This window comes from Kitasatospora sp. NBC_01287, from assembly GCF_026340565.1.
Taxonomy (GTDB): domain Bacteria; phylum Actinomycetota; class Actinomycetes; order Streptomycetales; family Streptomycetaceae; genus Kitasatospora.
In genome coordinates this window covers 6742123-6766722 of sequence record NZ_JAPEPB010000001.1, presented here as the reverse complement: position 1 = coordinate 6766722, position 24600 = coordinate 6742123, and the positions used below count along the sequence as shown (strand labels likewise).

Sequence of the window (24600 nt, the reverse complement as noted above, 5' to 3'; positions counted from 1 at the left end):
TGCGTGCGGCGGCTCGACCCCGGGCGGTACGGCCCCTCGGCCGACCGGTCAGCGGCCGGTCAGCGGCCGGCTGCGAGCGGTCGGCGCCGGCACCGTCAGCGCCGCTCCTGCTTCGACTTGCAGGAGACGCAGAGGGTGGCCCGCGGGAAGGCCTGCAGCCGGGCCTTGCCGACCGCCTGCCCGCAGGACTCGCAGACCCCGAAGCCCACGCCCTCCAGCCGGGCCAGCGCGCGCTCGGTCTGGTCGAGCATGTCGCGGGCGTTGTTGGCCAGCGCGAGTTCGCTCTCCCGGTTGATGTTCTTGGTGCCGGCGTCCACCTGGTCGTCGCCGGCGCCGTCGTTGGAGTCGCGCATCAGGCCGGTGATCGCCGCCTCGGCGGCGTCGATCTCGGCGCGCAGGCGGGCGAGCTCGGAGTTGAGCTCCGCGTGCACCTCGGCGACCTCGGCGGCCGTCCACGACTCCTCACCGGAGCGGACCGGCAGCTCGGCCGGCTCCACCGCCTCGGCTCCCGTCGCCCCCGCCGCCCGCGCGCCGGAGGCGGCGGGGGCGTGGTTACGGCTGGTCGCCGCGCCGCGTCCGGTGGTGGTGCTGGTCTTCCGCCGTGTCGTGGTCACGGAACCCTCCCCTAGGTCGCCTGCCACGGCCTTCGGGGCCCGCCTGGTGGCGGTGCCCGCGCCCGTTGCCTTCTCAGCCATGGCTCGACCCCATCTACGAATGACTCCGGCCGACGGTTCCCGTCGGCCTCTGGTGCCGGAACGATAATCCTGAACGAATCCGGTCACAACGGGACATACCGATGCTCGTAGTGATCCCACCCGGGCAGCCGGGCGGTGCGGTCCGACGCGGCTCCGTGCCTGGGCATTGACAAAGTTGTGCCCAGATCGTCACCGCCTAACCGCTTCCGCGCGCGGCGGCCCGCGGTGACGTGCGGCGGCAATGGCGTAATGGCCTTGCCCCGCCCTATAGACTGGGCCGGCAAGGCGCAGATGGGACGAGTACCGACGTACGCAGCCACGAGCGACCCGGGGACGGTGCGAGCCCGGGGGTGTGCGCGGCGGGAAGATCACCCCGGAGCCGCCGGAAGAACGGGCCGCGGAGTTCGAGCGCGGGCCTACTAGACCCGGTCGCAAGCCCAAGAGTGGGCCGTCGGCAGTCGCGGCGGCCAAGGAGGGTGGTACCGCGGGGCGCCTGGCCGCCTCGTCCCTCCGTCGGAATGCCCGTCCACGCATCCGCCGGAGGCGCAGTGAGCACGTACAACCCCGTCCCCGCCCAGGTCGACCTGCCCGTCCTCGAACACGGCATCCTGAGCTTCTGGCGCGACCAGAAGGTCTTCCAGCGGAGCCTGGAGCAGTCCGAGGGCCGCCCCGAGTGGGTCTTCTACGAGGGCCCGCCGACCGCCAACGGCATGCCGGGCGCCCACCACATCGAGGCCCGCGTCTTCAAGGACGTCTTCCCGCGCTACCGGACCATGAAGGGCTACCACGTGGCCCGCAAGGCCGGCTGGGACTGCCACGGCCTGCCGGTCGAACTCGCCGTCGAGAAGGAGCTGGGCTTCTCCGGCAAGCCGGAGATCGAGGCGTACGGGATCGCCGAGTTCAACGCCAAGTGCCGCGAGTCGGTCACCCGGCACACCGGCGAGTTCACCAAGCTCACCGAGCGGATGGGCTACTGGGTCGACCTTGACGACGCCTACCGGACCATGGACCCGTCCTACATCCAGTCGGTCTGGTGGTCGCTCAAGCAGATCTTCGACAAGGGCCTGCTGGTCCAGGACCACCGGGTCGCCCCCTGGTGCCCGCGCTGCGGCACCGGGCTGTCCGACCACGAGCTGGCCCAGGGCTACGAGACCGTGGTCGACCCCTCGGTCTTCGTCCGCTTCCCGCTGACCAGCGGCCCGTTGGCCGGCCGCGCCGCGCTGCTGGTCTGGACGACCACCCCGTGGACCCTGGTCTCCAACACCGCCGCCGCCGTGCACCCGGAGGTCACCTACGTGGTGGCCACCGACGGCACCGAGCGGCTGGTGGTCGCCGAGCCGCTGCTCGGCAAGGCGCTCGGCGAGGGCTGGGAGGCCACCGGCGAGTCCTTCACCGGCGCCGAGATGGAGCGCTGGTCCTACCGGCGCCCGTTCGACCTGGTCGCGATCGAGGACGCGCACTACGTCCTCAACGCCGACTACGTGACCACCGAGGACGGCACCGGCATCGTCCACCAGGCGCCCGCCTTCGGCGCCGACGACCTCGCCACCTGCCGCAAGTACGGCCTGCCGGTGGTCAACCCGGTCGAGGCCGACGGCACCTTCGCCGCGGACGTGCCGCTGGTCGGCGGCGTCTTCTTCAAGAAGGCCGACGAGGCGCTGGTCGCCGACCTCAAGGCGCGGGACCTGCTCTTCCGCCACCTGCCCTACGAGCACAGCTACCCGCACTGCTGGCGCTGCCACACCGCGCTGCTCTACTACGCGCAGCCCTCCTGGTACATCCGGACCACCGCCGTCAAGGACGCGATGATCCGCGAGAACGAGGCGACCAACTGGTACCCCGAGAACGTCAAGCACGGCCGCTTCGGGGACTGGCTGAACAACAACATCGACTGGGCGCTCTCCCGCAACCGCTACTGGGGCACCCCGCTGCCGATCTGGCGCTGCGACGAGGGCCACCTCACCTGCGTCGGCTCGCTGGCCGAGCTGAGCGAGCTGACCGGCAGCGACCAGAGCACGCTGGACCCGCACCGCCCGTACATCGACGACGTCACCTTCGACTGCCGCGAGTGCGCCGGCACTGCCGTCCGGGTGCCCGAGGTGATCGACGCCTGGTACGACTCGGGCTCGATGCCGTTCGCCCAGTACGGCTACCCGTACCAGAACAAGGAGCTGTTCGAGAGCCGCTACCCGGCCCAGTTCATCTCCGAGGCGATCGACCAGACCCGCGGCTGGTTCTACACGCTGATGGCGGTCGGCACCCTGGTGTTCGACAAGTCGGCCTACGAGAACGTCGTCTGCCTGGGCCACATCCTGGCCGAGGACGGCCGCAAGATGTCCAAGCACCTGGGCAACATCCTGCAGCCCATCCCGCTGATGGACCAGCACGGCGCCGACGCGGTGCGCTGGTTCATGGCCGCGGGCGGCTCGCCGTGGTCGGCCCGCCGGGTCGGGCACGGCACGATCCAGGAGGTGGTGCGCAAGACGCTGCTCACCTACTGGAACACCGTCGCCTTCCAGGCCCTGTACGCGCGCACGGCCGGCTGGGCGCCCAGCGCCAGCGACCCGGCCCCCGCCGACCGACCGCAGCTGGACCGTTGGGTGCTCTCCGAGCTGCACACCCTGGTCCGCGAGACGGACGCGGCCCTGGAGGCCTACGACACCCAGCGGGCCGGCAAGCTGCTCTCCGGCTTCGTCGACGACCTCTCCAACTGGTACGTCCGGCGCGGCCGGCGCCGCTTCTGGCAGGGCGACGCCGCGGCGCTCGCCACCCTGCACGAGGCGCTGGAGACGGTGACCCGGCTGATGGCCCCGCTGACCCCGTTCATCACCGAGCGGGTCTGGCAGGACCTGGTGGTCCCGGTCGCCCCCGAGGCGCCGGTCTCGGTGCACCTGGCCTCCTGGCCGGTCGCCGACGAGTCGCTGATCGACACCGACCTGTCCCGCCACATGGCGCTGGTCCGGCGACTGGTCGAACTGGGCCGCGCCACCCGCGCCGAGTCCGGGGTGAAGACCCGTCAGCCGCTGTCGCGCGCGCTGATCGCGGCCCAGGGCTGGGAGGAGCTGCCCGCCTCCTTGCGCGCGCAGATCGCCGAGGAGCTCAACGTCGCCACCCTGGAGTCGCTCGCGGCCGTGGGCGGTTCGCTGGTGGACACCAGCGCGAAGGCCAACTTCCGCGCGCTCGGCAAGCGCTTCGGCAAGGGTGTGCAGGAGGTGGCCAAGGCGGTCGCCGCCGCGGACGCCGCCCGGCTCGCCGCCGACCTGCGGGCCACCGGCACCGCCTCGGTGCTGCTCGACGGGGAGGCGGTCAGCCTCTCGCCGGACGAGGTGATCATCACCGAGACCCCGCGCGAGGGTTGGGCCGTGGCCAACGAGTCCGGCGCCACCGTCGCCCTCGACCTGGCGATCACCCCCGAGCTCAAGCGCCTGGGTCTGGCCCGGGACGCGATCCGCCAGATCCAGGAGGCCCGGAAGAACTCCGGCCTGGACGTCTCGGACCGGATCGTGCTGCGCTGGCTCTCCGCCGAGCAGGAGACGGCGGACGCGCTCACCGAGCACGCCGCGCTGGTCGCCGACGAGGTGCTCGCGGTGGACTTCGCGAGCGGCGCGGCCGACTGGGAGTCGGAGAGCTTCACCGACGAGGGCGCGGGCCTGTCCTTCCAGCTGCGCAAGGCGTAGCGGGCAGCCGAAAGCGCCCGACCGCTCCGGCGGTCGGGCGCTTTCGGCGTGTCCGGCTCCCCCGCGTCGGGGCGCGGGGCTCCGGAGCGGAAACACCGAAGCGCACCCGCCGGGCTCAGCGCAGGAGCCCGGGGAGTGCGCCTCGGTGGTGGAGCCTGGAGCTAGTTGTCGCCGTCCTCGTCGATCAGGAAGCCGCGCATCGGAGCCGGGGCCTGCTGCATCGGCTGCATGGGCTGCGGCGGCTGCGGACGGACCGAGGCCATCGGCTGGGTCATGCCGGCCGGGGCCATCTGCGGCGCGCCGTTGCCCGAGGGCTGGCCACCGAAGGAGGGCTGACCGCCGCCGCCGAAGGACTGGTTGCCACCGAACGACTGGTTGCCACCGAAGGCGGTCTGGCCGCCACCGAAGGAGGGGGCACCGGTCGAGGCCATCGACGACGCGGCCGGCGGCAGCGAGGCGGTGGCCGGGATCCGCGGCGGGGCGAGCGAGTCGTCGGCCTGCGACTCCAGCTGACGCAGCTGGGTCTCCAGGTAGGACTTCAGGCGGGTGCGGTACTCGCGCTCGAAGGCACGCAGGTCCTCGACCTTGCGCTCCAGCGTGGCGCGCGCCGACTCCAGCGAGCCCATCGCGACGCGGTGCTTCTCCTGCGCGTCCCGCTCCAGGGCGTCCGCCTTGGCACGGGCGTCGCGCTCCAGGCCCTCGGCGCGGCTGCGGGCCTCGCCGACGATCTTGTTGGCCTCGGAGCGGGCCTCGGAGATCGCCTGGTCGGCGGTCTGCTGGGCGAGCGCCAGCACACGGGCCGCGCTGTCGCCGCCGGGGCCCTGCTGCTGCTGCATCGGCGCACCGAGCGGGCCGCCGAGCTGCTGGCCGAGCGGGCCGCCCATCGGGGCGAGCTGCTGCTGGCCGCCCATGGTGCCCATCTGCTGCATGCCCTGCTGCTGCATCTGCTGCGGCATCTGACCGCCCATCGGCTGCAGCATCTGACCGCCCATCGGCTGCACCAGCTGCTGCTGGCCGCCCATGGTGCCCATCTGCTGCTGCATGCCCTGCTGCTGCATGCCTTGCTGCTGGGGCATGCCCTGCTGCTGCATCTGCTGCTGCATGGGCTGCATCTGCTGCTGGCCGGGGAGCTGGCCCTGCATGGGCGCGCCCTGGCCGGGCGGCAGCTGCGGAGCACCGGAGGGCAGACCCAGCGGCTGACCGCCCATCTGCTGCTGCTGCGGCTGCTGCTGGCCCGGGCCCTGCTGGCCGGGGACCGGCGGGCCGGATATGGCAGCGGGAACCGGGCCGCCGGGACGCGGGGCGTCCTGCGGCTGCTCCTTGCGCATGTTCGCCTGGTTCTGCGCGGCGGCCCGGGTCGCGGCGGCCAACTTGGCCCGCAGGTCCTCGTTCTCGCGCAGCAACCTGGTGAGTTCGGCTTCGACCTCGTCGAGGAAGGCGTCGACCTCGTCCTCGTCATAGCCTTCGCGCAGGCGGACGGTCGTGAACTGCTTGTTCCGAACGTCCTCGGGGGTCAACGGCATCTCTTCACCTCAACGTGATCGTCGGCACACTGGCATCCCGCCGCATCGCTCATCACGGCAGCTGCTGCACGAGCCAGATCAGGAAATACACAATGATCAGCAGTACGAAGAAGGACAGGTCGAGCGCCACGCCCCCGAGACGCAACGGCGGAATGAACCGCCGAAGAAGCTTGAGCGGCGGATCCGTGACAGTGTACGTGGCCTCCAGGACCACGACCATGGCCTTGCCCGGACGCCACGAGCGGGCGAACTGGAAGACCCAGTCCATGACCAGGCGGAAGAGCAGAATCACCAGGAAGACGGTCAGCGCGTAGTAGAGCACTGCCCCCACGATCCCCATCGGGTATCCCTCTCCCAGTTCTTCCGACTGCGCCTGCTCTTGGGACTGCTGGTCACACACCGTCGGTCAGATCCACACCTGACGTCGTGGCCGGGTCAGCTCTGGTTGAAGAACCCACCCTCGGCGATCCGTGCCTTGTCCTCCGCCGTGACATCGACGTTAGCAGGAGACAGCAGGAACACCTTCTGCGTCACGCGCTCGATACTGCCGTGCAGACCGAAGACGAGTCCAGCCGCGAAGTCTACGAGGCGCTTGGCGTCGGTGTCGTCCATCTCGGTCAAATTCATGATCACCGGGGTGCCCCCGCGGAACTGTTCCCCGATGGTACGGGCCTCGTTGTAGGTCCGGGGGTGCAGTGTGGTGATGCGGTAGGGCTCCCGCTCGTTCACGACCTTGGGCATGATCACCGGCGCACTCTTCTCCAGGTTCTGACGGCGTTCGGGTGTGATGGACGACACTGGTGCCATCCGCGGCGGGTCCTGCCGGATCGGCACTGCGGCCGGCACCGGCTGGGGTGCGATCGAGGCGACCTGCGCCTGTGGAGCTGCGGCGGGCCGAGGGATGTCCTCGGTCCGCCCGGTCCGGATCGGCTCGGGGTCCGTGTCGTAGTCGTCGTCCGGGTCGTAACCCTGGCCGTCGTACGTCTCGTCCTCCACGAGGCCGAGGTAGACCGCCATCTTGCGCATCGCGCCGGCCATGCTCCTGTCCTCCGCTCTGTGGTGGATCGGCTTCGTCACCGGCCGGGCCCCGAAACCCGCCGCCGTCGAGTACGGTGGGTTTCCGGGGCTGCGGTCCGCTCACATCCCGTCAGATCTCGGCTACTCTGTGCCGACGATCCGTCAGGCCGTGCGCGTGGCGGCGGACATACGATCCACGATTGGCTGCCAAGCTCTTCAGTCTGGCATCAACAGGACGAATCGGTGCTCTGTCCTGATTTGTCCTGCAGTCTGATCTACTACCCGGTGACGTTACCCGAGCCGCGACCGCGCGCCGAGCACCGCCGTACCGACGCGTACATGTGTCGCTCCGGCTGCGATCGCCGCTTCCAGGTCGCCACTCATTCCCGCCGAGACCATCGTGGCAGCAGGATGGGCCGCGCGTACGGCGGTTGCGATTTCCGCCAGCCGCGCGAACGCGGCCGCCGGGTCGCCGGCCAGCGCGCCGACCAGCGGAGCAACCGTCATCACCCCGTCCAGCCGCAGGCCCGGCGTCCCGGCGATCTTGTCGGCCAGCGCCAGGACGTCCGCCGGGGCGACACCCGCCCGGGCCGGGACGTCCTCGGCACCCGCCGCCCCCGCGACGGCCTCCCGCTCCAGCGCCACCTGCACCAGGCAGCCCAGCGGCGGCCGTTCGGCCTTCGAGGCGGCGTCACCCAGCGCCGTGACCAGCCGCTCCCGGTCGACCGAGTGAACATGGTGCGCGTAGCGCACCACCGAGCGCACCTTGTTGGTCTGCAACTGTCCGACGAAGTGCCAGGTCAGCGGCAGGTCGGCGCAGTCGGCGGCCTTGGGGGCCGCGTCCTGGTCGCGGTTCTCGGCCACCTCACGGACGCCGAGCGAGGCCAGCAGCCGGGTGTCCGAAGCCGGGTAGGTCTTGGTGACCACGACCAGGGTCACCGCCGAGCGCGGTCGGCCGGCGGCCGCGCAGGCCGCCTCGATCCGCCGCTCCACGGCCGCGAGGCCGCCGCGGAGCTCGGCGAGGCGGTCGGCCGCCGGGAACCCGGTGAGCTGCTGGTTCGTCATATCCACTGCCTATCACACACGACGATGCCCACCCCAGCCTGAGGCGGCCGGAGTGGGCATCGAGCCCCGCGATGTTCGCTGAGATTCCTACCTCGACTACTTGAGGAAGTCCGGGACGTCCAACTCCTCGGCCTGGCTCTCCACGTAGGGCAGCCGGGCCGGCTGCACCTGCGGCGGCACCGGCGGCGCCAGCACGGTGTCGGCCCGCGGCGCGGCGGACGCGCTCTCCTCGCCCCGGCCGGTGACCGAGCCGAGCCCCCCGCTGCCGTACGCCCGCCCGGACGACCGCTCGGCGGGCGCCGCCGGGGTGGCCTTCACCACCGGGTCGCGCACGATGGCGGGCGGCTGACCGCCGTCGAAGCCGGCCGCGATCACGGTGACCCGGACCTCGTCGCCGAGCGCGTCGTCGATCACGGCACCGAAGATGATGTTCGCCTCGGGGTGCGCGGCCTCGCTGACCAGCTGGGCCGACTCGTTGATCTCGAAGAGTCCGAGGTCGGAGCCGCCGGAGATGGAGAGCAGCACGCCGCGGGCGCCGTCGATCGAGGCCTCCAGCAGCGGGGAGGAGATGGCCATCACGGCCGCCGCCTTCGCCCGGTCCTCGCCGCGGGCCGAGCCGATCCCCATCAGCGCCGAACCGGCGTCCGACATGACCGACTTCACATCGGCGAAGTCGAGGTTGATCAGGCCCGGGGTGGTGATCAGGTCGGTGATGCCCTGCACGCCGGAGAGCAGCACCTGGTCGGCCGAGCGGAACGCGTCCAGCACGCTGACCTGGCGGTCGGAGATGGAGAGCAGCCGGTCGTTCGGGATCACGATGAGGGTGTCGACCTCCTCGCGCAGCCCGGCGATGCCGTCCTCGGCCTGGTTGGCGCGGCGGCGGCCCTCGAAGGTGAAGGGCCGGGTGACCACGCCGATGGTCAGCGCGCCCAGCGAGCGGGCGATGTTGGCCACCACCGGCGCGCCGCCGGTGCCGGTGCCGCCGCCCTCGCCGGCCGTGACGAAGACCATGTCGGCCCCCTTGAGGACCTCCTCGATCTCCTCGCGGTGGTCCTCGGCCGCCTTGCGGCCGACCTCGGGGTTGGCGCCGGCGCCGAGGCCCCGGGTCAGTTCGCGGCCGACATCGAGCTTGACGTCGGCGTCGCTCATCAGGAGGGCCTGGGCATCGGTGTTGATCGCGATGAACTCGACGCCCTTCAGACCGACCTCGATCATCCGGTTGATGGCGTTGACACCGCCGCCGCCGATACCGACGACCTTGATGACTGCGAGGTAGTTCTGCGGTGCTGCCACGTCGAAGGCCTCTCGCCTCGGATGTCCGGGGCCGGCTTCCTGGGTCCTGACAGCTTCACGGACCAAGATGCCGACGGATGTCGATGGGTGGGGAGCCCGGTTCCTGACTGATTGTCCGAAATTGAGACCGCCGACCCGAACCCTAAACTTGACGTTGAGGGTTCATGCTGTGCCCGTGTCAGATCGTGAAGATGCATCAGATCACCGTCGAGCACAGCCTGGTGACACAGGACACTAAGTGCCGGGCGGGTCCGTGTTCAACGAACACGCCGAGCTTCCCTTTTTTCTTTTGAGCCTATGTGATCACCGTCCGAACCCGGGCACTGGGGGTGCCCCGGCCGAAGGCTGGGTCAAGGTGGAGCACTCAGGGTCGGGGAATCACCGATGGATCGTCAATAGCGACGAATCGCGCGGTAAAGCCCCCGGAGTACAGAACCTACCGGATCCGGACTCAACCGGAGATCGCCGGGGCGTCCGGGGCGCTGACGTCGTAGTTCGCCGCCTTCTGCTTCAGCAGCGCGAGCAGCACCGTCGCCTTGCGGTCGGTCCGCTCCGCGCTCCCCCACCGGACGGTGGCCCCGCCGGCCAGCCGCAGTTCGATGTCGTCATACGAACGAACCAGCAGGGACGGGGCCCCTTTGGCCACGTCGGACGGCAGCCCGGCCGCCACCTTGACCGCGGCCGCCACCAGCGCGCTCTGCGGGAAGGCCGAAATCGCGTCCTGAGCCGGCGCGCTGAGCTGGAGTTCGACCACCGGAACACCGGCCGGAGCAGTCGCTTCGGTGGCGAAACTCACCCCAGATGCATCCATCTGGGTGAACTTTCCATCACTGTCCTTGACAGCCGCCACCGGCTGACGCTCTATCACCTTCACCCGCAGCGTGTGCGGCCAGCCGCGCCAGACCTCGGCCTTCGCCACCCGGGGAATCGCCTGGACGCGGCGCTGCACCGCGTCCAGGTCGACCCGGGCCAGCGGGCCGTGCTGCACCGGTCCTATCGCGGCGCGCACCTCGTCCACCGTCAGCTGGTCGTTGCGCAGCCCCTGGATCGCCACCGTCTGGACGTCCAGCGCGGACGAGAAGTAGAGCACCCAGCCCAGCAGGCCGAGCACGGCCGCGCCCAGCCCGCTGAGCACCAGGATCCCGCGCCTGGACAGGCGTAGCGGTGGCCGCTCCTCGTCCTCGTCCTCCTCGACCTCCTCGGCGAGTGCCGGGGCGTCGAGCCGCTCAGCCACGACGGCGGCCGCCGCGGGCGGCGTCGATCGCCTCGTAGACCATGCCGACCAGCAGGTCGTCGGCGTCCCGGCGGCCGAACTCGCCGGCCGCCCGGCTCATGTCCCAGAGCCGCTGCGGGTCGGTGAGCACCGGCAGCACGTTGCGCAGCACCCAGTCCGGGGTCAGCTCGGCGTCGTCCACCAGCAGGCCGCCGCCCGCCTTGACCATCGGCTGGGCGTTCAGCCGCTGCTCGCCGTTGCCGATCGGCAGCGGGACGAAGCAGGCGGGCAGTCCGACCGCGGCCAGCTCGGCCACCGTCATCGCACCGGCCCGGCAGAGCATCAGGTCGGCGGCGGCGTAGGCCAGGTCCATCCGGTCCAGGTACGGCAGCGCGCGGTAGGGCGGCATCCCGGGGATGTCGTCGATCTGCGGCAGCTCGTTCTTCGGGCCGACCGCGTGCAGCACCTGCACGCCGTACTGCTGCAGCCGCGGCGCGATCGACTGGATGGTCTCGTTGAGCCGGCGCGCGCCCTGCGAGCCGCCGGAGACCAGCAGGGTGGGCAGCCGCTGGTCGAGGCCGAAGTAGTGCCGGGCCTCGGGGCGCACCGCGTTGCGGTCCAGGGTGGCGATGGTGCGGCGCAGCGGGATGCCGATGTAGCGCGAGTCGCGCAGCTTGCTGTCCGGGGTGGAGACCGCGACGAAGTCGCTGTACCGGGCGCCGATCTTGTTGGCCAGGCCCGGACGGGCGTTGGCCTCGTGCACCACGATCGGCACCCCGGCGCGCTTGGCCGCCAGGTAGGCCGGCATCGCGACGTAGCCGCCGAAGCCGACCACGGCGTCCGCCTTGACCCGCTCGATGATCTCCTGGGCGGCGCGCACGGTGCCGCGCAGCCGGCCGGGCACGGTGATCAGCTCGGGGGTGGGCTTGCGCGGCAGCGGCACGGCCGGGATCAGCTCCAGCTGGTAGCCGCGCTCGGGCACCAGCCGGGTCTCCAGGCCGCGCTCGGTGCCGAGCGCGGTGATGCCGATGCTCGGGTCGTGCCGACGCAGTGCGTCCGCGAGCGCCATGGCCGGCTCGATGTGTCCTGCGGTACCCCCGCCGGCGAGTACGACATGCACCGAAAATCACCGCTCCCTGCGCGGCGGCCGGGTGGCCGGGCGCGCTGTGGTTCGTCGTGGCAGCACCCGGCGCAGACCTGTCCTGAACCGGGACTTCGAGCTCCGGGCGGCCAGGGCCGCCTTCGCCCCCGGGACGCTGCGTGCGAAGCAGAGCAGCATCCCGATGGCGCTCATGGCCGACAGCATGGCGGACCCGCCGTAGGAGAACAGCGGGAGGGGTACGCCCGCGATGGGCAGCAGTCCCAGCGCCGACCCCAGGTTGATCATGGCTTGGGCCATGATCCACGTGGTGGCGGCTCCCGCGGCGTACCTGACGAAGGAGTCCTTCGTGCCGATGGCCACTCGGATACCCGCATACCCTAGTGCCGCGAAGAGACCGATCACCGACAGCGTCCCCACCAGACCGAGTTCCTCACCGGTCGCGGCGAAGATGAAGTCGGTGTGCGCCTCCGGCAGCTGGCCCCACTTCTCGTAGCCGGCGCCCAGTCCGGTCCCGAACGGGCCGCCCAGGCCGAAGGCGTAGAGGCCGTGCAGGGCCTGGAAGCAGTCGTGGTTCGGCACCGGCTTGGTGGTGCCGATGCAGGCCAGCCGGTCCAGCCGGTGCGGCACGGTGATGATCAGCGCGGTGCAGGCCACCACGGCGATGCCGAGGGTGGCGACGAAGAGCCGCAGCGGGGCGCCGACCATCCAGAGCAGCGCGAAGACCATCGCGACCAGGATCATCGAGGTGCCCATGTCGCCACCGAGCATGATCAGCAGCAGCAGCACCAGGGCACCCGGGAGCAGCGGCACCAGCAGGTGCTTCCACTGGGTGAGGGTGCCCGCCTTCTGCTTGCGGGCCAGCAGGTCGGCCGCCCAGAGCAGCAGGGCGAGCTTGGCGAACTCCGAGGGCTGGACCTGGAAGAAGCCGAAGTTCAGCCAGTTCCGGTTGCCGTTGACGGTCATGCCGACGCCGGGGATGGCCACCAGCACCATCGCGCCGATCGAGCCGAGCAGCACGGGGTAGGCCAGCACCCGGTGCACCGCCACCGGCACCCGGGCGGCGCCGACCAGCAGCAGCGAGCCGAGCAGCACCGCGACCAGTTGCTTGCGGAAGTAGAAGAGCCCGGGCAGGCCCTGGCGGATCGCGGTGATGTTGGAGGAGGAGAAGACCATGATCAGGCCGAGCACCAGCAGCAGCGAGGCAGCCCCGAGGATCAGGTAGTACGGCGTCAGCGGCCGGTTGAGGAACCAGCGCAGCCGCTCGCGCAGCGCGCGCAGCCGACCGGTCAGGCCCTCGGTCTTGAAGACGGTGCTGGTGGCCGAGATCAGGGCCGGGGCGGGGCCGGGCTCGGGCGGCGCGGCCGTGTCCGTCTTGCCCTGACCCGCCACGCGCGCCTGCCCCTCTCCCGGATGCCCCCGATTGCCCTGGTCCTACCGCGTCAGTCCCCGCACCGCCTCGGCGAACAGGTCACCCCGTTCGCCGTAGCTGGCGAACATGTCCATCGAGGCGCAGGCCGGGGCGAGCAGTACGGTATCGCCCGGTCGGGCGACCCGGGCCGCGGCCCGCACCACCTCGGCCATCGCCACCGCGCCAGTCTCACCCTCGGCCGCCTCGATCACCGGTACATCAGGGGCGTGTCGCGCCAGCGCCCGGCGGATCAGCTCGCGGTCCTCGCCGATCAGCACCGCCGCCCGCAACCGGCCCGCCGCGCCGCGCACCAGCTCGTCGAAGGTGGCCCCCTTGGCCAGACCGCCGGCGATCCAGACGACCGGCTGGTAGGCCGCCAGCGAGGCGGCCGCGGCATGGGTGTTGGTGGCCTTGGAGTCGTCGATCCAGGCGACCTGGTCGACCTCGGCGACGAAGGCGATCCGGTGCGCGTCGGGCCGGAACGCCCGCAGCCCCTCGCGCACCGCCGTGGCATCCACCCCGTAGGCGCGGGCCAGCGCCGCGGCGGCCAGGGCGTTGGCGACGTTGTGCGGGGCGGGCGGGTGCACGTCCGCCACCGAGCCCAGCTCGGCGGCGCTGGTCACCCGGTCGGGCACGAAGGCCCGGTCGACCAGCAGGCCGTCCACCACGCCGAGCTGGGAGAGCCCGGGCGCGCCGAGGCCGAAGCCGATCGCCCGGCAGCCCTCCTCGACGTCGGCCTCGCGGACCAGCGCCTCGGTGGCGGGGTCGGCCAGGTTGTAGACGCAGGCCACCTGGTTGCCTTGGAAGATCCGGCCCTTGTCGGCGGCGTAGGCCGCCATCGAGCCGTGCCAGTCCAGGTGGTCGGGGGCCAGGTTGAGCACGGCCGCCGAGTGCGGGCGCAGTGAGGGCGCCCAGTGCAGCTGGTAGCTGGAGAGTTCGACGGCGAGCACGTCGTAGGGCGGCTCGCCGCCCTCGCCGGCCGGGCCGTCGAAGCCGGCCAGCACCGCGTCCAGCACCGAGACCCCGACGTTGCCGACCGCCGCGGTGTGGCGGCCGGCCGCGGTGAGGATGGCGGCCAGCATCTGGACCGTGGTGGTCTTGCCGTTGGTGCCGGTGACGGCCAGCCAGGGGGCCGGCTCACCGGTGCCGGGCAGCGGCTTGCGCAGCCGCCAGGCGAGTTCGACGTCGCCCCAGACCGGCACCCCGGCCGCCTCGGCGGCCGCGAAGAGCGGGCTGCTCGGTGGCCAGCCCGGTGAGGTGACGACCAGTCGGGTCCCGGCGGGCAACGTGTCGCTGTCGCCGAGCCTGGCCCGGATCCCGGTCAGCTCGGCCACGCGGTCCCGCAGCACCGGACTGTCGCCGCCGTCCACCACGGTGACCTCGGCGCCCAGGGCGTGCAGCACCCGGGCCGCGCTGATCCCGGAGACGCCCAGGCCCGCCACCACGACCGGCAGGCCCGGCCACGGCACCGGCTCGGTCGGGCACCACGGAGCGGGAGCGGTGCTCAACTGGTCACCCACCCCGCGTAGAAGAGTCCGAGGCCGACGGCCACGCAGAGGCCCTGGATGATCCAGAACCGGACCACGATCAGCACTTCGCTCCAGCCCACGAGTTCGAAGTGGTGCTGCAGTGGTGCCATCTTGAAGACCCGCTTGCCGGTCATCCGGAACGAGCCGACCTGGATGATCACCGACAGGGTGATGATCACGAACAGGCCGCCCAGCAGCGGCAGCAGCAGCTCGGTGCGGGAGCAGATCGCCAGCCCGGCGAGCGCGCCGCCCAGGGCCAGCGAGCCGGTGTCGCCCATGAAGATCTTGGCCGGCGAGGTGTTCCACCACAGGAAGCCGAAGCAGGAGCCCATCAGCGCGGAGGCGACCACCGCCAGGTCCAGCGGGTCGCGCACCTCGAAGCAGTTGGCGGTCGCGGTCACGAACCGGGCGCAGCTCTGGTTGTACTGCCAGATGCCGATGAAGACGTAGGCGCCGAAGACCATCACCGAGGCGCCGGTGGCCAGGCCGTCCAGACCGTCCGTCAGGTTCACGCCGTTGGACATGCCGGCGATCATGAAGTACGCCCACATGACGAAGAGCACCGGGCCGATCGACCAGCTGAAGTCCTGGATGAAGGAGAGGCTGGTGGAGGCCGGGGTCAGCCCGCGCGGGTCGTGGAACTGCAGCGACAGGATCGCGAAGGCCAGGCCCACGAAGGACTGCCCGAGCAGCTTCGCCTTGGCCCGCAGGCCCAGCGAGCGCTGCTTGACCACCTTGATGTAGTCGTCCAGGAAGCCGACCAGGCCCAGGCCCGTCATCAGGAAGAGCACCAGCAGGCCCGAGGCACGCGGCTGGTCCCCGGTGATCACCTTGGTCAGCGCGTAGGCGATCAGGGTGGCCAGGATGAACGCGATGCCGCCCATGGTCGGCGTGCCGCGCTTGCTGTGGTGGGCCTTGGGGCCGTCGTCGCGGATCATCTGGCCGTAGCCGTTCCGCGCCAGCACCCGGATCAGCGCCGGGGTGCCGAACAGCGACAGCACCAGGCCGATCATGCCGGAGAAGAGGATCTGCTTCACGGCGCGACCCCTGCGGGGTCGACGGCGTCATCCGCCAGCAGGGCCTCGGCCACCTTCTCCAGACCGACCGAGCGACTGGCCTTCACCAGCACCACGTCCCCTGGCCGCAGCTGACCGCGCAGCAGCTCGACCGCCGCGTCCGCGTCGGACACCAGCACCGACTCCTCACCCCACGAACCTTCGTTCCTCGCGCCCAGTTCCATGCAGGCCGCGTCGCGTCCGCCCACCGCCACCAGCTTGGTGACGTCGAGTCGGACCACGAGGCGCCCGATGGCGTCGTGCTCGCCGAGGCTCTCCTCGCCGAGCTCCCGCATCTCGCCGAGCACCGCCCAGGTGCGGCGGCGCTCCGGGCCGCGGCCGCCGATCGTGGCGAGCGCGCGCAGCGCGGCCCGCATCGACTCCGGGTTCGCGTTGTACGCGTCGTTCACGACGGTGACCCCGTCGGCCCGGTCGACGACCTCCATGCGCCAGCGGGACAGCGCACCCGCCTCGCCCAGGGCGGCGGCGGTGTCGTCGACGGACAGTCCGAGCTCCATCGCCACCGCGGCGGCGGCGAGGGCGTTCGAGACGTGGTGCTCACCGTACAGGCGCAGTTGGACGGGTGCGGAACCGGCCAGGGTGCTCAGCGTGAACGATGGACGGCCGGTGGAGTCCAGGCGAACGTCCTGTGCGCGAACGTCGGCCGCGGGACTCTCGCCGAAGGTCACCACCTTGGCCCGGGTGCGCGCGGCCATCGCGCGCACCAGCGGGTCGTCGGCGTTCAGGATCGCGGTGCCGTCCGCGCCCAGCGACTCGACCAGCTCGCCCTTGGCCTCGGCGATGCCCTCCTTGGAGCCGAACTCGCCCAGGTGCGCGCTGCCCACGTTGAGCACCAGGCCGATCGCGGGGCGGGCCAGCGAGCAGAGGTAGGCGATGTCGCCCTTGTGCCGGGCGCCCATCTCCAGCACCAGGTGGCGGGTGTCCGCCTCGACCCTGGTGGCGGTGATCGGAAAGCCGAGCTCGTTGTTGAGCGAGCCCTCGGTGGACACCGTGGGGCCGAGCCTGGTCAGCACCTGCGCGATCAGGTCCTTGGTGCTGGTCTTGCCGGCCGAGCCGGTCAGCGCCACCACCGCGGCCCCCCCGGCCCGGTCGACCACGGCCTGGGCGAGCCGGCCCATCGCCAGCTGGACGTCGGCGACCAGCACCGCGGGCACACCGAGCGGGCGCTCGGCGAGCACCGCAACCGCGCCGGCCGCGACGGCCCGCTCGGCGTAGTCGTGCCCGTCCACGTGCTCGCCGCGGAAGGCCGCGAAGAGGCCGCCGGGTGCCACCTTGCGGGAGTCGACCGCCAACGGGCCGGTCACCAGCGCCTGCGGCTCGGCCCCGTCGGCCAGTTCGCCGCCGGTCGCGGCGGCCACCTCGGCCAGGGTCAGTGCGATCACGGCTGCTCCACTCCTCGGAATCGGTGGGCGTGCGTGATGGCCTCGCGCAGCACCTCCCGGTCGTCGAACGGGCGGACCTCGCCCTTGACGTACTGGCCCAGTTCGTGGCCCTTGCCGGCCACCAGCACCGTGTCGCCGGCGTGCGCGCGGGCCACCGCGGCGGCGATCGCCTCGGCCCGGTCCGGCACCAGCAGGACGTCGCCGCGCTCGGCCTCGGGGACCTCCACCGCGCCGCCCAGCATGCTGGCCAGGATCGCCAGCGCGTCCTCCGAGCGCGGGTTGTCGCTGGTCAGCACGGCGGTGTCGGCCAGCCGCGCGGCGCTGGCGCCCATCGGGCCGCGCTTGAACGGGTCGCGGTCGCCGCCGCAGCCGATCACCACGTGCAGCCGGCCCTTGGTGACCTCGCGCAGCGACGCCAGCACGGCGTCCAGCGCGTCCGGCTTGTGGGCGTAGTCGACCACCGCGACGAAGGCCTGCCCGGCGTCCACCCGCTCCAGCCGCCCGGGCACGCCCGGCACCGCGGCCACGCCCGCCACCGCCTCGGCCAGCGGCAGCCCGGCGGTGACCAGGGCGGTGATCGCGGCCAGCGCGTTGGAGACGTTGAACGGACCCGGCAGCGGCGCCGTGGCGTCCGCCGACCGCCCGTCGGGGCCGAGCACCCGGAAGGTCGAGCTGACCGGGCCCAGCTGCACGTCGACCGCGCGCCAGTCGGCGCCCGCAGCGCCGGTGGCGGAGAAGGTGGTGACCGGGATCGGGGACTCCGCGGCCAGCCGGCGCCCGTAGGCGTCGTCCAGGTTGACCACCCCGGCCCGGCTGCGGCCGGCCTCGAAGAGCCGCGCCTTGGCCCGGAAGTAGTCCTCCATGTCCGGGTGGAAGTCGAGGTGCTCGGGCGTCAGGTTGTTGAAGACCGCCACGTCGTACTCGACCCCGTCGGCCCGGCCGAAGACCAGCGCGTGGCTGGAGACCTCCATCACCACCGCGTCCGCGCCCCGCTCGCGCATCACCGCGAGGATCGCGTGCAGGTCGGTGGCCTCGGGGGTGGTGCGCTCGCTCTTGATCCGCTCGGCGCCGACCCGCATCTCGACCGTGCCGATCACCCCGGGCGTCTTCGCCGCGCCGAGCAGGCCGCCCTCGACGAGGTAGGCGGTGGTGGTCTTGCCGTTGGTGCCGGTGATGCCGATGGTCAGCAGCGCGCGCGAGGGCTCGCCGTAGATCCGGGCCGCCAGCGCGCCCATGAAGGCCCGCGGGCTCGGCACGACCAGCAGCGGGACGCCCGCCCCCGCGGCGAAGGCGGCCGCGGCCTGCTCGGCGCCGGCCTCGTCGGTGAGCACCGCCACGGCGCCGGCGGCGACCACCTGGCCGGCGAACGCGGCGCCGTGGTGGTTGGCCCCGGCGAAGGCCACGTAGAGGTCGCCCGGACGGACCGCGCGCGAGTCGTGGGTGATCCCGGTGGCCGGAGCGCCCTCGACCGCCGCGATCCCCAGGATCCGGGCGATCTCGGCGAGCGGGACGGGCACCACCGCGTCGGGGCGGGGTGGGCTCACACGGGTTTGGTCTGATTTCGGCACGGCGGGCAGGCTATCGGCCCCGGGGCGGTCGAGGCCAAGCGAGCCTGCCGCCGACTCCTGGGACAGCGGGGCCCGGTCGGGCTCGGGTGTGACGCGGTTCACAGCACGGGGCATGGTTCAGGGCTTCCAGTCGACGGGCAGGTTGGGCGCCGCGCTGCCGCTCGGCGGCACCTGGAGGGTCTTCAGGGCGAACTCCATCACCTGTTTGAAGACCGGACCGCAGAGCGGACCGCCGAAGTGGCCGTTGACCGGGTCCTGGATCACGCAGGAGACCGTGAGCCGGGGCGCGTCGGCGGGCGCGAAGCCGATGAAGGAGGCGGTGTAGCCGTTGTACTTGCCGGTCTTGGGGTCCACCCGGTTGGCCGTCCCGGTCTTTCCGGCCACCCGGTAGCCCGGGATCTGGGCGGTGTTGCCGGTCCCCTGGTCGTCGGTGACCACCGACTCCAGCATCTGCGCCAGCGTCTTGGCGGTCTCCGGCTTGACCACCTGGGTCTGCGCCCCGGACGCGGCCGGCACGAAGCGGCCGTCCGGGCCCGTGGCGCCCGCCACCAGGCTGGGCGCCACCCGGACACCGCCGTTGGCGATGGTGGAGTAGACCGAGGTGGCCTGCAGCGCGTTGAGCGACAGGCCCTGGCCGAACGGGATGGTGTACTGCTGGGTGCCCTGCCAGGCGGCCGGGTTGGCCAGGATGCCGCGGGTCTCGCCGGGGAAGTCCAGGCCGCTGGGCTGGCCGATGCCGAACTTCTGCAGGTAGCCGCCGAGGATCTGGTTGGACTGCTGCTGGTCCTTGCCCAGGTGCTCGGCCGCCTCGATGGTGCCGATGTTGGAGGACTTGGCGAGCACCCCGTTCAGGGTCAGGTACCAGGTGTCGTGGTCGACGTCGTCGTGGAAGACCTGCCCCGCCCGGGTCAGCGTGCCCGGCACCGTGACGTGCGTGTCCCACTGGGCGCTGCCGGTGTCGATCACGGCGGCCATGGTCATCAGCTTCGCGGTGCTGCCGGGCTCGTAGGCGTCCTGCAGGGCCGGGTTGCCGAGTTGGTCGGGGGTGGCGGAGCTCAGGTCGTTGGGGTTGAAGCCGGGCGAGGTGGCCATCGCCAGCACCTGACCGGTCTTCACGTCCTGGACGATCACGTAGCCCTTCTCCGCGCCGGCCGTGCTCACCTGGTCGGTGATGGCCCGCTGGGCGGCCCACTGGATGTCCGGATTGATCGTCAGGCGCACGTCGCTGCCGGGCACCGGGTCCTTCTCGGTGGTGCCGCCGACGGTGGGGATCGGCTGGCCGCCGGAGACCGCCGAGGTGCGGTGGCCGTCCTGGCCGGCCAGTGCCTTCTGGTACTGCAGCTCCAGGCCGCCGGCTCCGGCTCCCTGGGCGTTGACGAAGCCGACCAGGTTGGCCGCCAGGCCGTCGGCCGGGTAGACGCGGGCCGTGGTGGCCACGTAGTAGAGGCCCTCCAGCGGATTGGCGCAGCTCTCGTCGATGGTGCTCCGGCCGCCTTGGTCGAGGGGCTTGGCGGTGAGCGCCTTCTGCGCCCGGCAGGCCTTGGTGTCGACCTTCTTGGCGAGCGCGGCACGCAGGTCGAAGAGCTGGCTGCGGACCTGCGGGGTCTGCCGGGAGGCCAGCGTGACGCCCGTGCCGGAGGCGCGCAGCCTGGCGACCAGCTTGTCCTTGGGCACGTTCACGATCGGCGCCAGCAGGGCGGCGGCCTGCTCGGGGCCGTCGGTGATGTGCAGCGCGCTCTGGGTGAAGTGGGTCGGGTCGGCGGTGATGTCGTAGGCGTCCACCGTGGTCGCCAGCGCCGCCCCGTCGGCGGCCGTTATCGAACCGCGGGTGGCCGGCAGCACGACGTCGCTGTACCGGTAGACGCCGGCGTCCGTCGCCAGGGAGCCCGCGTCGAGCAGCTGGATCTGCACCAGGCGGGCCGCGAAGAGCGAGAACACCACGGCGAGCGAGATCAGCACCACCCGCAGCCGGCGCCTGGGGTCGGCCAGCTTGAGGCGGCGCGGCTGCGGGCGGCGGGCGGGCGCCGGGCGCTTGGCTGCGGGCCGGCCGGCCGGGCGGGCGGCGGGCCGGCGGGGCGGCTCCTGCGGACGGCGCGGCTCGGCCGGGCGCCTGGGCCGGGCGGCCTGGCGGGCGCCCTGGCGGGCGCCCTCGCCGGTGCGCCGCTGCTGGGGCGCGCCCCGGTCGCGCTCGCCGGGGGTGCGGGGACGGCGTGGGGTGGTCATCGGGCAGCGCTTCCGCTCGGGCTCGGACTGGGACTCTGGCCGCCGCCCGGCGACGGGCTGACCGGGTCGACCCGCAGCGAACCCTCGCCGGTGGCGCCCGGATCGGTGGACGCGACGGCGCCCGGCGCGGCGCTGCTCGGCGCGGCCGGCGGCGGCGCGGCGGCACCCGGACTCGGGGGCGTGCCCTGGGATGTGCCCTGACTCGGCGCGGCCGAGGACGCGGGCCCGGCGGTGGGCTGCGCGGCACTCGGCCACAGGCCACTGCCGGTGCGCTTGACCGGCGGGCTGTCCTTGGCGGCGGCCGGGCTGCCGAGCACCTTGCCGTCGTCCTGCAGGAAGGCCGGGTCCCCGCCCGGCGCCATGCCCAGCTGACGGGCCCGCTGCTCCAGCGCGTCGGGGGCGGCGGCGTGGTCGATCTGCTGCTGCAGGCCCTGCTGCTGGTCGGTCTGGGTGGTGGTCTGCTTCTGCAGCTTCGTCAGTTCGAAGGAACCCTCGTTCAGCGCGGTGTTCAGCATCAGCAGGCCGAGCAGCCCCGCCGCCAGCAGCACCACCACCAGCACCGCGAACGGCGTGCGCCCCCGCCCGCCGCCCGGCGGCCGCCCGGGGCGCACGGTGATCCGGGCCCGCCCCAACTGCCCGGGCAGCAGCCTGCCCCGCTGCACTCCCTCGCCGGCCGCCTGCACCACGCTCTCCCTCACGCTCGCCCGCCTGCCCCCCGTGCGCGCCCTCAGCCCCGGGTTCCCGTACTGCGGATCCTCTCCGCCACCCGCAGCCGGACGGGCGCGGCGCGCCGGTTCTCCTCGATCTCGGCCTCCGTGGCGAGTTCGGCGCCACGGGTGATCAGCTTGAGCCAGGGCTGGTACTCCTCGGGGACGAACGGCAGCCCGGGCGGCGCGGTGCTGGTGGCGGCCGCCGCGAAGTACTGCTTGACCAGGCGGTCCTCCAGCGACTGGTACGACATCACCGCGATCCGGCCGCCCACCGCGAGCACCTCCAGCGCGCCCGGCACGGCCCGGTCGAGCACCTCCAGCTCGCCGTTGACCTCGATCCGCAGCGCCTGGAAGGTCCGCTTGGCGGGGTTGCCGCCGGTGCGCCGGGTGGCCGCCGGGATCGCGTTGCGCACCAACTCGACCAGACGCGCGCTGTTGGTGAACGGTTCCTTCGCACGCTCACGCAGGATCACCGAGGCGATCTTGCCGGCGAACCGCTCCTCGCCGTAGACCTTGAGGATCCGGGCCAGGTCGCCGTGGCCGTAGGTGTTGAGCACCTCGGCGGCGCTCAGGCCGCGGGTCTGGTCCATCCGCATGTCCAGCGGGGCGTCCTGGGCGTAGGCGAAGCCGCGCTCGGCCTCGTCCAGCTGCATCGAGGAGACCCCGAGGTCGAAGAGCAGGCCCTGCACCTCTTCGATGCCCAGCTCCGCCAGCACGTCCGGGATCTCGTCGTAGACCGCGTGCACCAGGGTGGCCCGGTCCCCGAACGGGGCGAGCCGCTCGGCGGAGAGGCGCAGCGCCTGCGGGTCGCGGTCCACCGCGATCAGCCTGACCTCGGGGAACTGGGTGAGCAGCGCCTCGCTGTGGCCGCCCAGGCCCAGGGTGGCGTCCACCACCACCGCGCCGGGCGCGCTGATCGCCGGGGCCAGGGCGTCCATGCAGCGTTGCAGCATGACCGGGACATGCTTGGGTTCCGGTGTGCCAGTGGCCATCCGCGCGGGCGCCTTTCGATTGCCGGGAAGCCGCCCCGCCGACCTGCTGAGTCCGCCGGGCGCTGTGGTTTCGCCCCATTCTGGCCCACGGCGCCGGCGGGCCTGGACGCCACCCGGGGTCCCCGCCCGCTCACTGGGGGGAAGGGAACCGCCCGGCGCCGGGGAAGGTGCGTCAGGTGGCACGGAGCGGGAGGAGGCCGCGGGCTGCGTACGGAGCGTCAGACTACCGTCCTGGCCCGCGCCGCCCGCCTGCGCCACGCGCCCGTTGTGCTCCATCCGTGCGCCATATGTGCTCCATCACACCGGCCCCGGTAAATCGTTGCGAGCACACCGCTCACCGCTGATTCCTACTAACGTCGTACCTATGACCGTGACCCCCGACCGGCCGTCCTCCGCCGACTCCGCCGCACCGGCCGCTGAGTCGCCCGCCACCGAATCGATCATCGAGCGCTTCATCAGCGCCAACCGCGTCTACGCCGAGACCTTCAAGGACGGCGGCATGGACGCCCGTCCGGTCCAGAAGGTGGCCGTGGTCGCCTGCATGGACGCCAGGCTCGACCTGTTCGCCGCGCTCGGCCTGGAGCTGGGCGACGCCCACATCATCCGCAACGCCGGCGGCGTGGTCACCGATGACACGATCCGCTCGCTGACCATCAGCCAGCGCGCCCTGGGCACCCGCTCGATCGCGCTGATCCACCACACCGGCTGCGGCCTGCTCGGCCTGACCGAGGACTTCCGCCACGAGCTGGAGCGGGAGGTCGGCCAGCGCCCGCAGTGGGCGGTGGAGTCCTTCCTCGACCTGGACGACGACGTGCGTCAGTCGATGCAGCGGGTGCGCACCTCGCCCTTCCTGCTGCACGCGGATGACGTGCGCGGCTTCGTCTTCGACGTGCACACCGGACTGCTCCGCGAGGTGCGCTGACCCCGGCGCTCCGGGGCCGCAACCGCGGCCCCGCCCCGCGCGTCGCTCCTTCGGGTGACTTCTGGCCACCCCTCAGGGAAGAATGCGGCTGCGGCCGGTCCCGGACAGGTGGACCGGCACGAGCAGGGGCGAGGAGCGAACGGGTGACGACCTACAACGAGCAGACCGGCCTGGACCGGCCAGCGGCCGAACCGCGGCCCGCGCCGGCGGTCTCGGCGGGGGCTGCGGTGCCGGTCGGTCTGCCCGAGCTGAGCGCGGTCATCGAGCGGGTCCGGGGCTCGGTGGAGAGCGTGATCGAGGGCAAGCCGGAGGCGGTGCGGCTGGCCCTGACGGTGATGCTGGCCGAGGGCCACCTGCTGCTGGAGGACGTCCCGGGCGTCGGCAAGACCATGCTGGCCAAGGCGCTGGCGAGATCGGTGGACTGCACGGTGCGCCGCATCCAGTTCACCCCCGACCTGCTGCCCTCCGACGTGACCGGCACCAACGTCTTCGACCAGCAGCGGATGGACTTCGAGTTCCGGCCCGGCGCGATCTTCGCGCAGATCGTGGTCGGCGACGAGATCAACCGGGCCTCGCCCAAGACCCAGTCGGCACTGCTGGAGTCGATGGCCGAGCGCCAGGTCACCATCGACGGCACCACCTACGAGCTGCCCAACCCCTTCATGGTGATCGCCACCCAGAACCCGGTGGAGATGGAGGGCACCTACCCGCTGCCCGAGGCCCAGCGAGACCGCTTCATGGCCCGGATCTCGATCGGCTACCCCAGCCCCGAGGCCGAGCTCGCGATGCTGGACGTGCACGGCGGCGCCTCCCCCCTGGAGGACCTGCGGCCGGTCGCGCACGCGCACGACATCCTCGAACTGATCGAGCTGGTGCGCACCATCCACGTGGCCGAGAGCGTGCGCCGCTACGCGGTCGATCTGGTCACCGCCACCCGCACCTCCCCCGAGCTGCGGCTGGGCGCCTCCCCCCGGGCCACCCTGCACCTGATCCGGGCCGCCCGCGCCGCCGCCGCGCTGGCCGGGCGCGAGTACGTGCTGCCGGACGACCTGCAGGCGCTGGCCGTGCCGGTGCTGGCGCACCGCCTGCTGCCGACCGCGGAGGCCCAGCTGAGCCGCCGCAGCGCCGAGCAGATCGTGGCCGAGCTGATCCGCCGCGTGCCCATCCCGCACCCCCAGGGCCCGGGTCGGAGGATCTGAGGTGGC

General features: G+C 72.4%; 19 protein-coding genes. 3 read left to right on the top strand and 16 right to left on the bottom strand.

Annotated elements, in window-relative coordinates:
- Positions 1–95: 95 nt before the first annotated feature.
- Entirely contained in the window at positions 96–614 is a 519-nt protein-coding gene (locus tag OG455_RS29595) for a TraR/DksA family transcriptional regulator (RefSeq protein ID WP_323185594.1), read from the bottom strand.
- A 629-nt stretch (positions 615–1243) separates the two neighbouring features.
- Between OG455_RS29595 and ileS the strand changes: the two genes are divergently transcribed.
- A complete protein-coding gene (gene ileS, locus OG455_RS29590; protein ID WP_266298912.1) occupies positions 1244–4372 on the top strand; it encodes an isoleucine--tRNA ligase in 3129 nt (1042 codons plus the stop codon).
- 161 nt (positions 4373–4533) lie between these two features.
- Here ileS and OG455_RS29585 read toward each other — a convergent pair whose 3' ends face one another.
- The 15 genes from OG455_RS29585 to rsmH form a co-directional block, all read right to left on the bottom strand.
- Complete coding sequence (locus OG455_RS29585; RefSeq protein ID WP_266298910.1) at positions 4534–5895, bottom strand: DivIVA domain-containing protein; 1362 nt, start codon at positions 5893–5895, stop codon at positions 4534–4536.
- A gap of 52 nt (positions 5896–5947) precedes the next feature.
- Positions 5948–6235 (bottom strand): YggT family protein, encoded by a 288-nt coding sequence (locus OG455_RS29580; protein ID WP_266301002.1) that lies wholly within the window; start codon positions 6233–6235, stop codon positions 5948–5950.
- Between the two features lie 95 nt (positions 6236–6330).
- Positions 6331–6933: a cell division protein SepF gene (locus OG455_RS29575; protein WP_266298908.1), complete on the bottom strand. Its 603-nt coding sequence runs from the start codon at positions 6931–6933 to the stop codon at positions 6331–6333.
- A gap of 270 nt (positions 6934–7203) precedes the next feature.
- Complete coding sequence (locus tag OG455_RS29570; RefSeq protein WP_266298906.1) at positions 7204–7977, bottom strand: YggS family pyridoxal phosphate-dependent enzyme; 774 nt, start codon at positions 7975–7977, stop codon at positions 7204–7206.
- 96 nt (positions 7978–8073) lie between these two features.
- On the bottom strand, positions 8074–9270 hold the full coding sequence (gene ftsZ / locus OG455_RS29565) for a cell division protein FtsZ (RefSeq protein WP_266298904.1): 1197 nt from the start codon (positions 9268–9270) through the stop codon (positions 8074–8076).
- Between the two features lie 451 nt (positions 9271–9721).
- Positions 9722–10504: a cell division protein FtsQ/DivIB gene (locus OG455_RS29560; protein ID WP_266298902.1), complete on the bottom strand. Its 783-nt coding sequence runs from the start codon at positions 10502–10504 to the stop codon at positions 9722–9724.
- Complete coding sequence (gene murG, locus OG455_RS29555; protein ID WP_266298900.1) at positions 10497–11603, bottom strand: undecaprenyldiphospho-muramoylpentapeptide beta-N-acetylglucosaminyltransferase; 1107 nt, start codon at positions 11601–11603, stop codon at positions 10497–10499. Before murG ends, OG455_RS29560 begins: the two co-directional genes overlap by 8 nt.
- Before the next feature lie 6 nt (positions 11604–11609).
- Positions 11610–12875 (bottom strand): putative lipid II flippase FtsW, encoded by a 1266-nt coding sequence (ftsW, locus tag OG455_RS29550; protein ID WP_266301001.1) that lies wholly within the window; start codon positions 12873–12875, stop codon positions 11610–11612.
- A 141-nt stretch (positions 12876–13016) separates the two neighbouring features.
- The gene (gene murD, locus OG455_RS29545) at positions 13017–14462 is read right to left on the bottom strand and encodes a UDP-N-acetylmuramoyl-L-alanine--D-glutamate ligase (protein ID WP_266301000.1); all 1446 of its coding nucleotides are present in this window, start codon (positions 14460–14462) and stop codon (positions 13017–13019) included.
- A gap of 35 nt (positions 14463–14497) precedes the next feature.
- The gene (gene mraY / locus OG455_RS29540) at positions 14498–15559 is read right to left on the bottom strand and encodes a phospho-N-acetylmuramoyl-pentapeptide-transferase (RefSeq protein WP_266298898.1); all 1062 of its coding nucleotides are present in this window, start codon (positions 15557–15559) and stop codon (positions 14498–14500) included.
- Positions 15556–16980 (bottom strand): UDP-N-acetylmuramoyl-tripeptide--D-alanyl-D-alanine ligase, encoded by a 1425-nt coding sequence (gene murF / locus OG455_RS29535; RefSeq protein ID WP_266298896.1) that lies wholly within the window; start codon positions 16978–16980, stop codon positions 15556–15558. Before murF ends, mraY begins: the two co-directional genes overlap by 4 nt.
- Complete coding sequence (locus OG455_RS29530; RefSeq protein ID WP_266300999.1) at positions 16977–18557, bottom strand: UDP-N-acetylmuramoyl-L-alanyl-D-glutamate--2,6-diaminopimelate ligase; 1581 nt, start codon at positions 18555–18557, stop codon at positions 16977–16979. The genes murF and OG455_RS29530 overlap by 4 nt, the downstream gene beginning before the upstream one ends.
- A gap of 108 nt (positions 18558–18665) precedes the next feature.
- Positions 18666–20771, bottom strand: coding sequence for a penicillin-binding protein 2 (locus OG455_RS29525; RefSeq protein ID WP_266298878.1), 2106 nt, complete (start codon positions 20769–20771; stop codon positions 18666–18668).
- The gene (locus OG455_RS29520; RefSeq protein ID WP_266298876.1) at positions 20768–21469 is read right to left on the bottom strand and encodes a cell division protein FtsL; all 702 of its coding nucleotides are present in this window, start codon (positions 21467–21469) and stop codon (positions 20768–20770) included. The genes OG455_RS29525 and OG455_RS29520 overlap by 4 nt, the downstream gene beginning before the upstream one ends.
- 29 nt (positions 21470–21498) lie before the next feature.
- Positions 21499–22473 carry a 16S rRNA (cytosine(1402)-N(4))-methyltransferase RsmH gene (gene rsmH / locus OG455_RS29515; protein WP_266298874.1) on the bottom strand — a complete coding sequence of 325 codons (975 nt, stop codon included), beginning with the start codon at positions 22471–22473 and terminating at the stop codon, positions 21499–21501.
- 364 nt (positions 22474–22837) lie between these two features.
- Between rsmH and OG455_RS29510 the strand changes: the two genes are divergently transcribed.
- Together OG455_RS29510 and OG455_RS29505 are read left to right on the top strand one after the other, a co-directional pair.
- Positions 22838–23395: a carbonic anhydrase gene (locus OG455_RS29510; protein ID WP_266298872.1), complete on the top strand. Its 558-nt coding sequence runs from the start codon at positions 22838–22840 to the stop codon at positions 23393–23395.
- 227 nt (positions 23396–23622) lie between these two features.
- Positions 23623–24594, top strand: a complete 972-nt coding sequence (locus OG455_RS29505; RefSeq protein ID WP_266300998.1) for a MoxR family ATPase — start codon at positions 23623–23625, stop codon at positions 24592–24594.
- Positions 24595–24600: the final 6 nt, after the last annotated feature.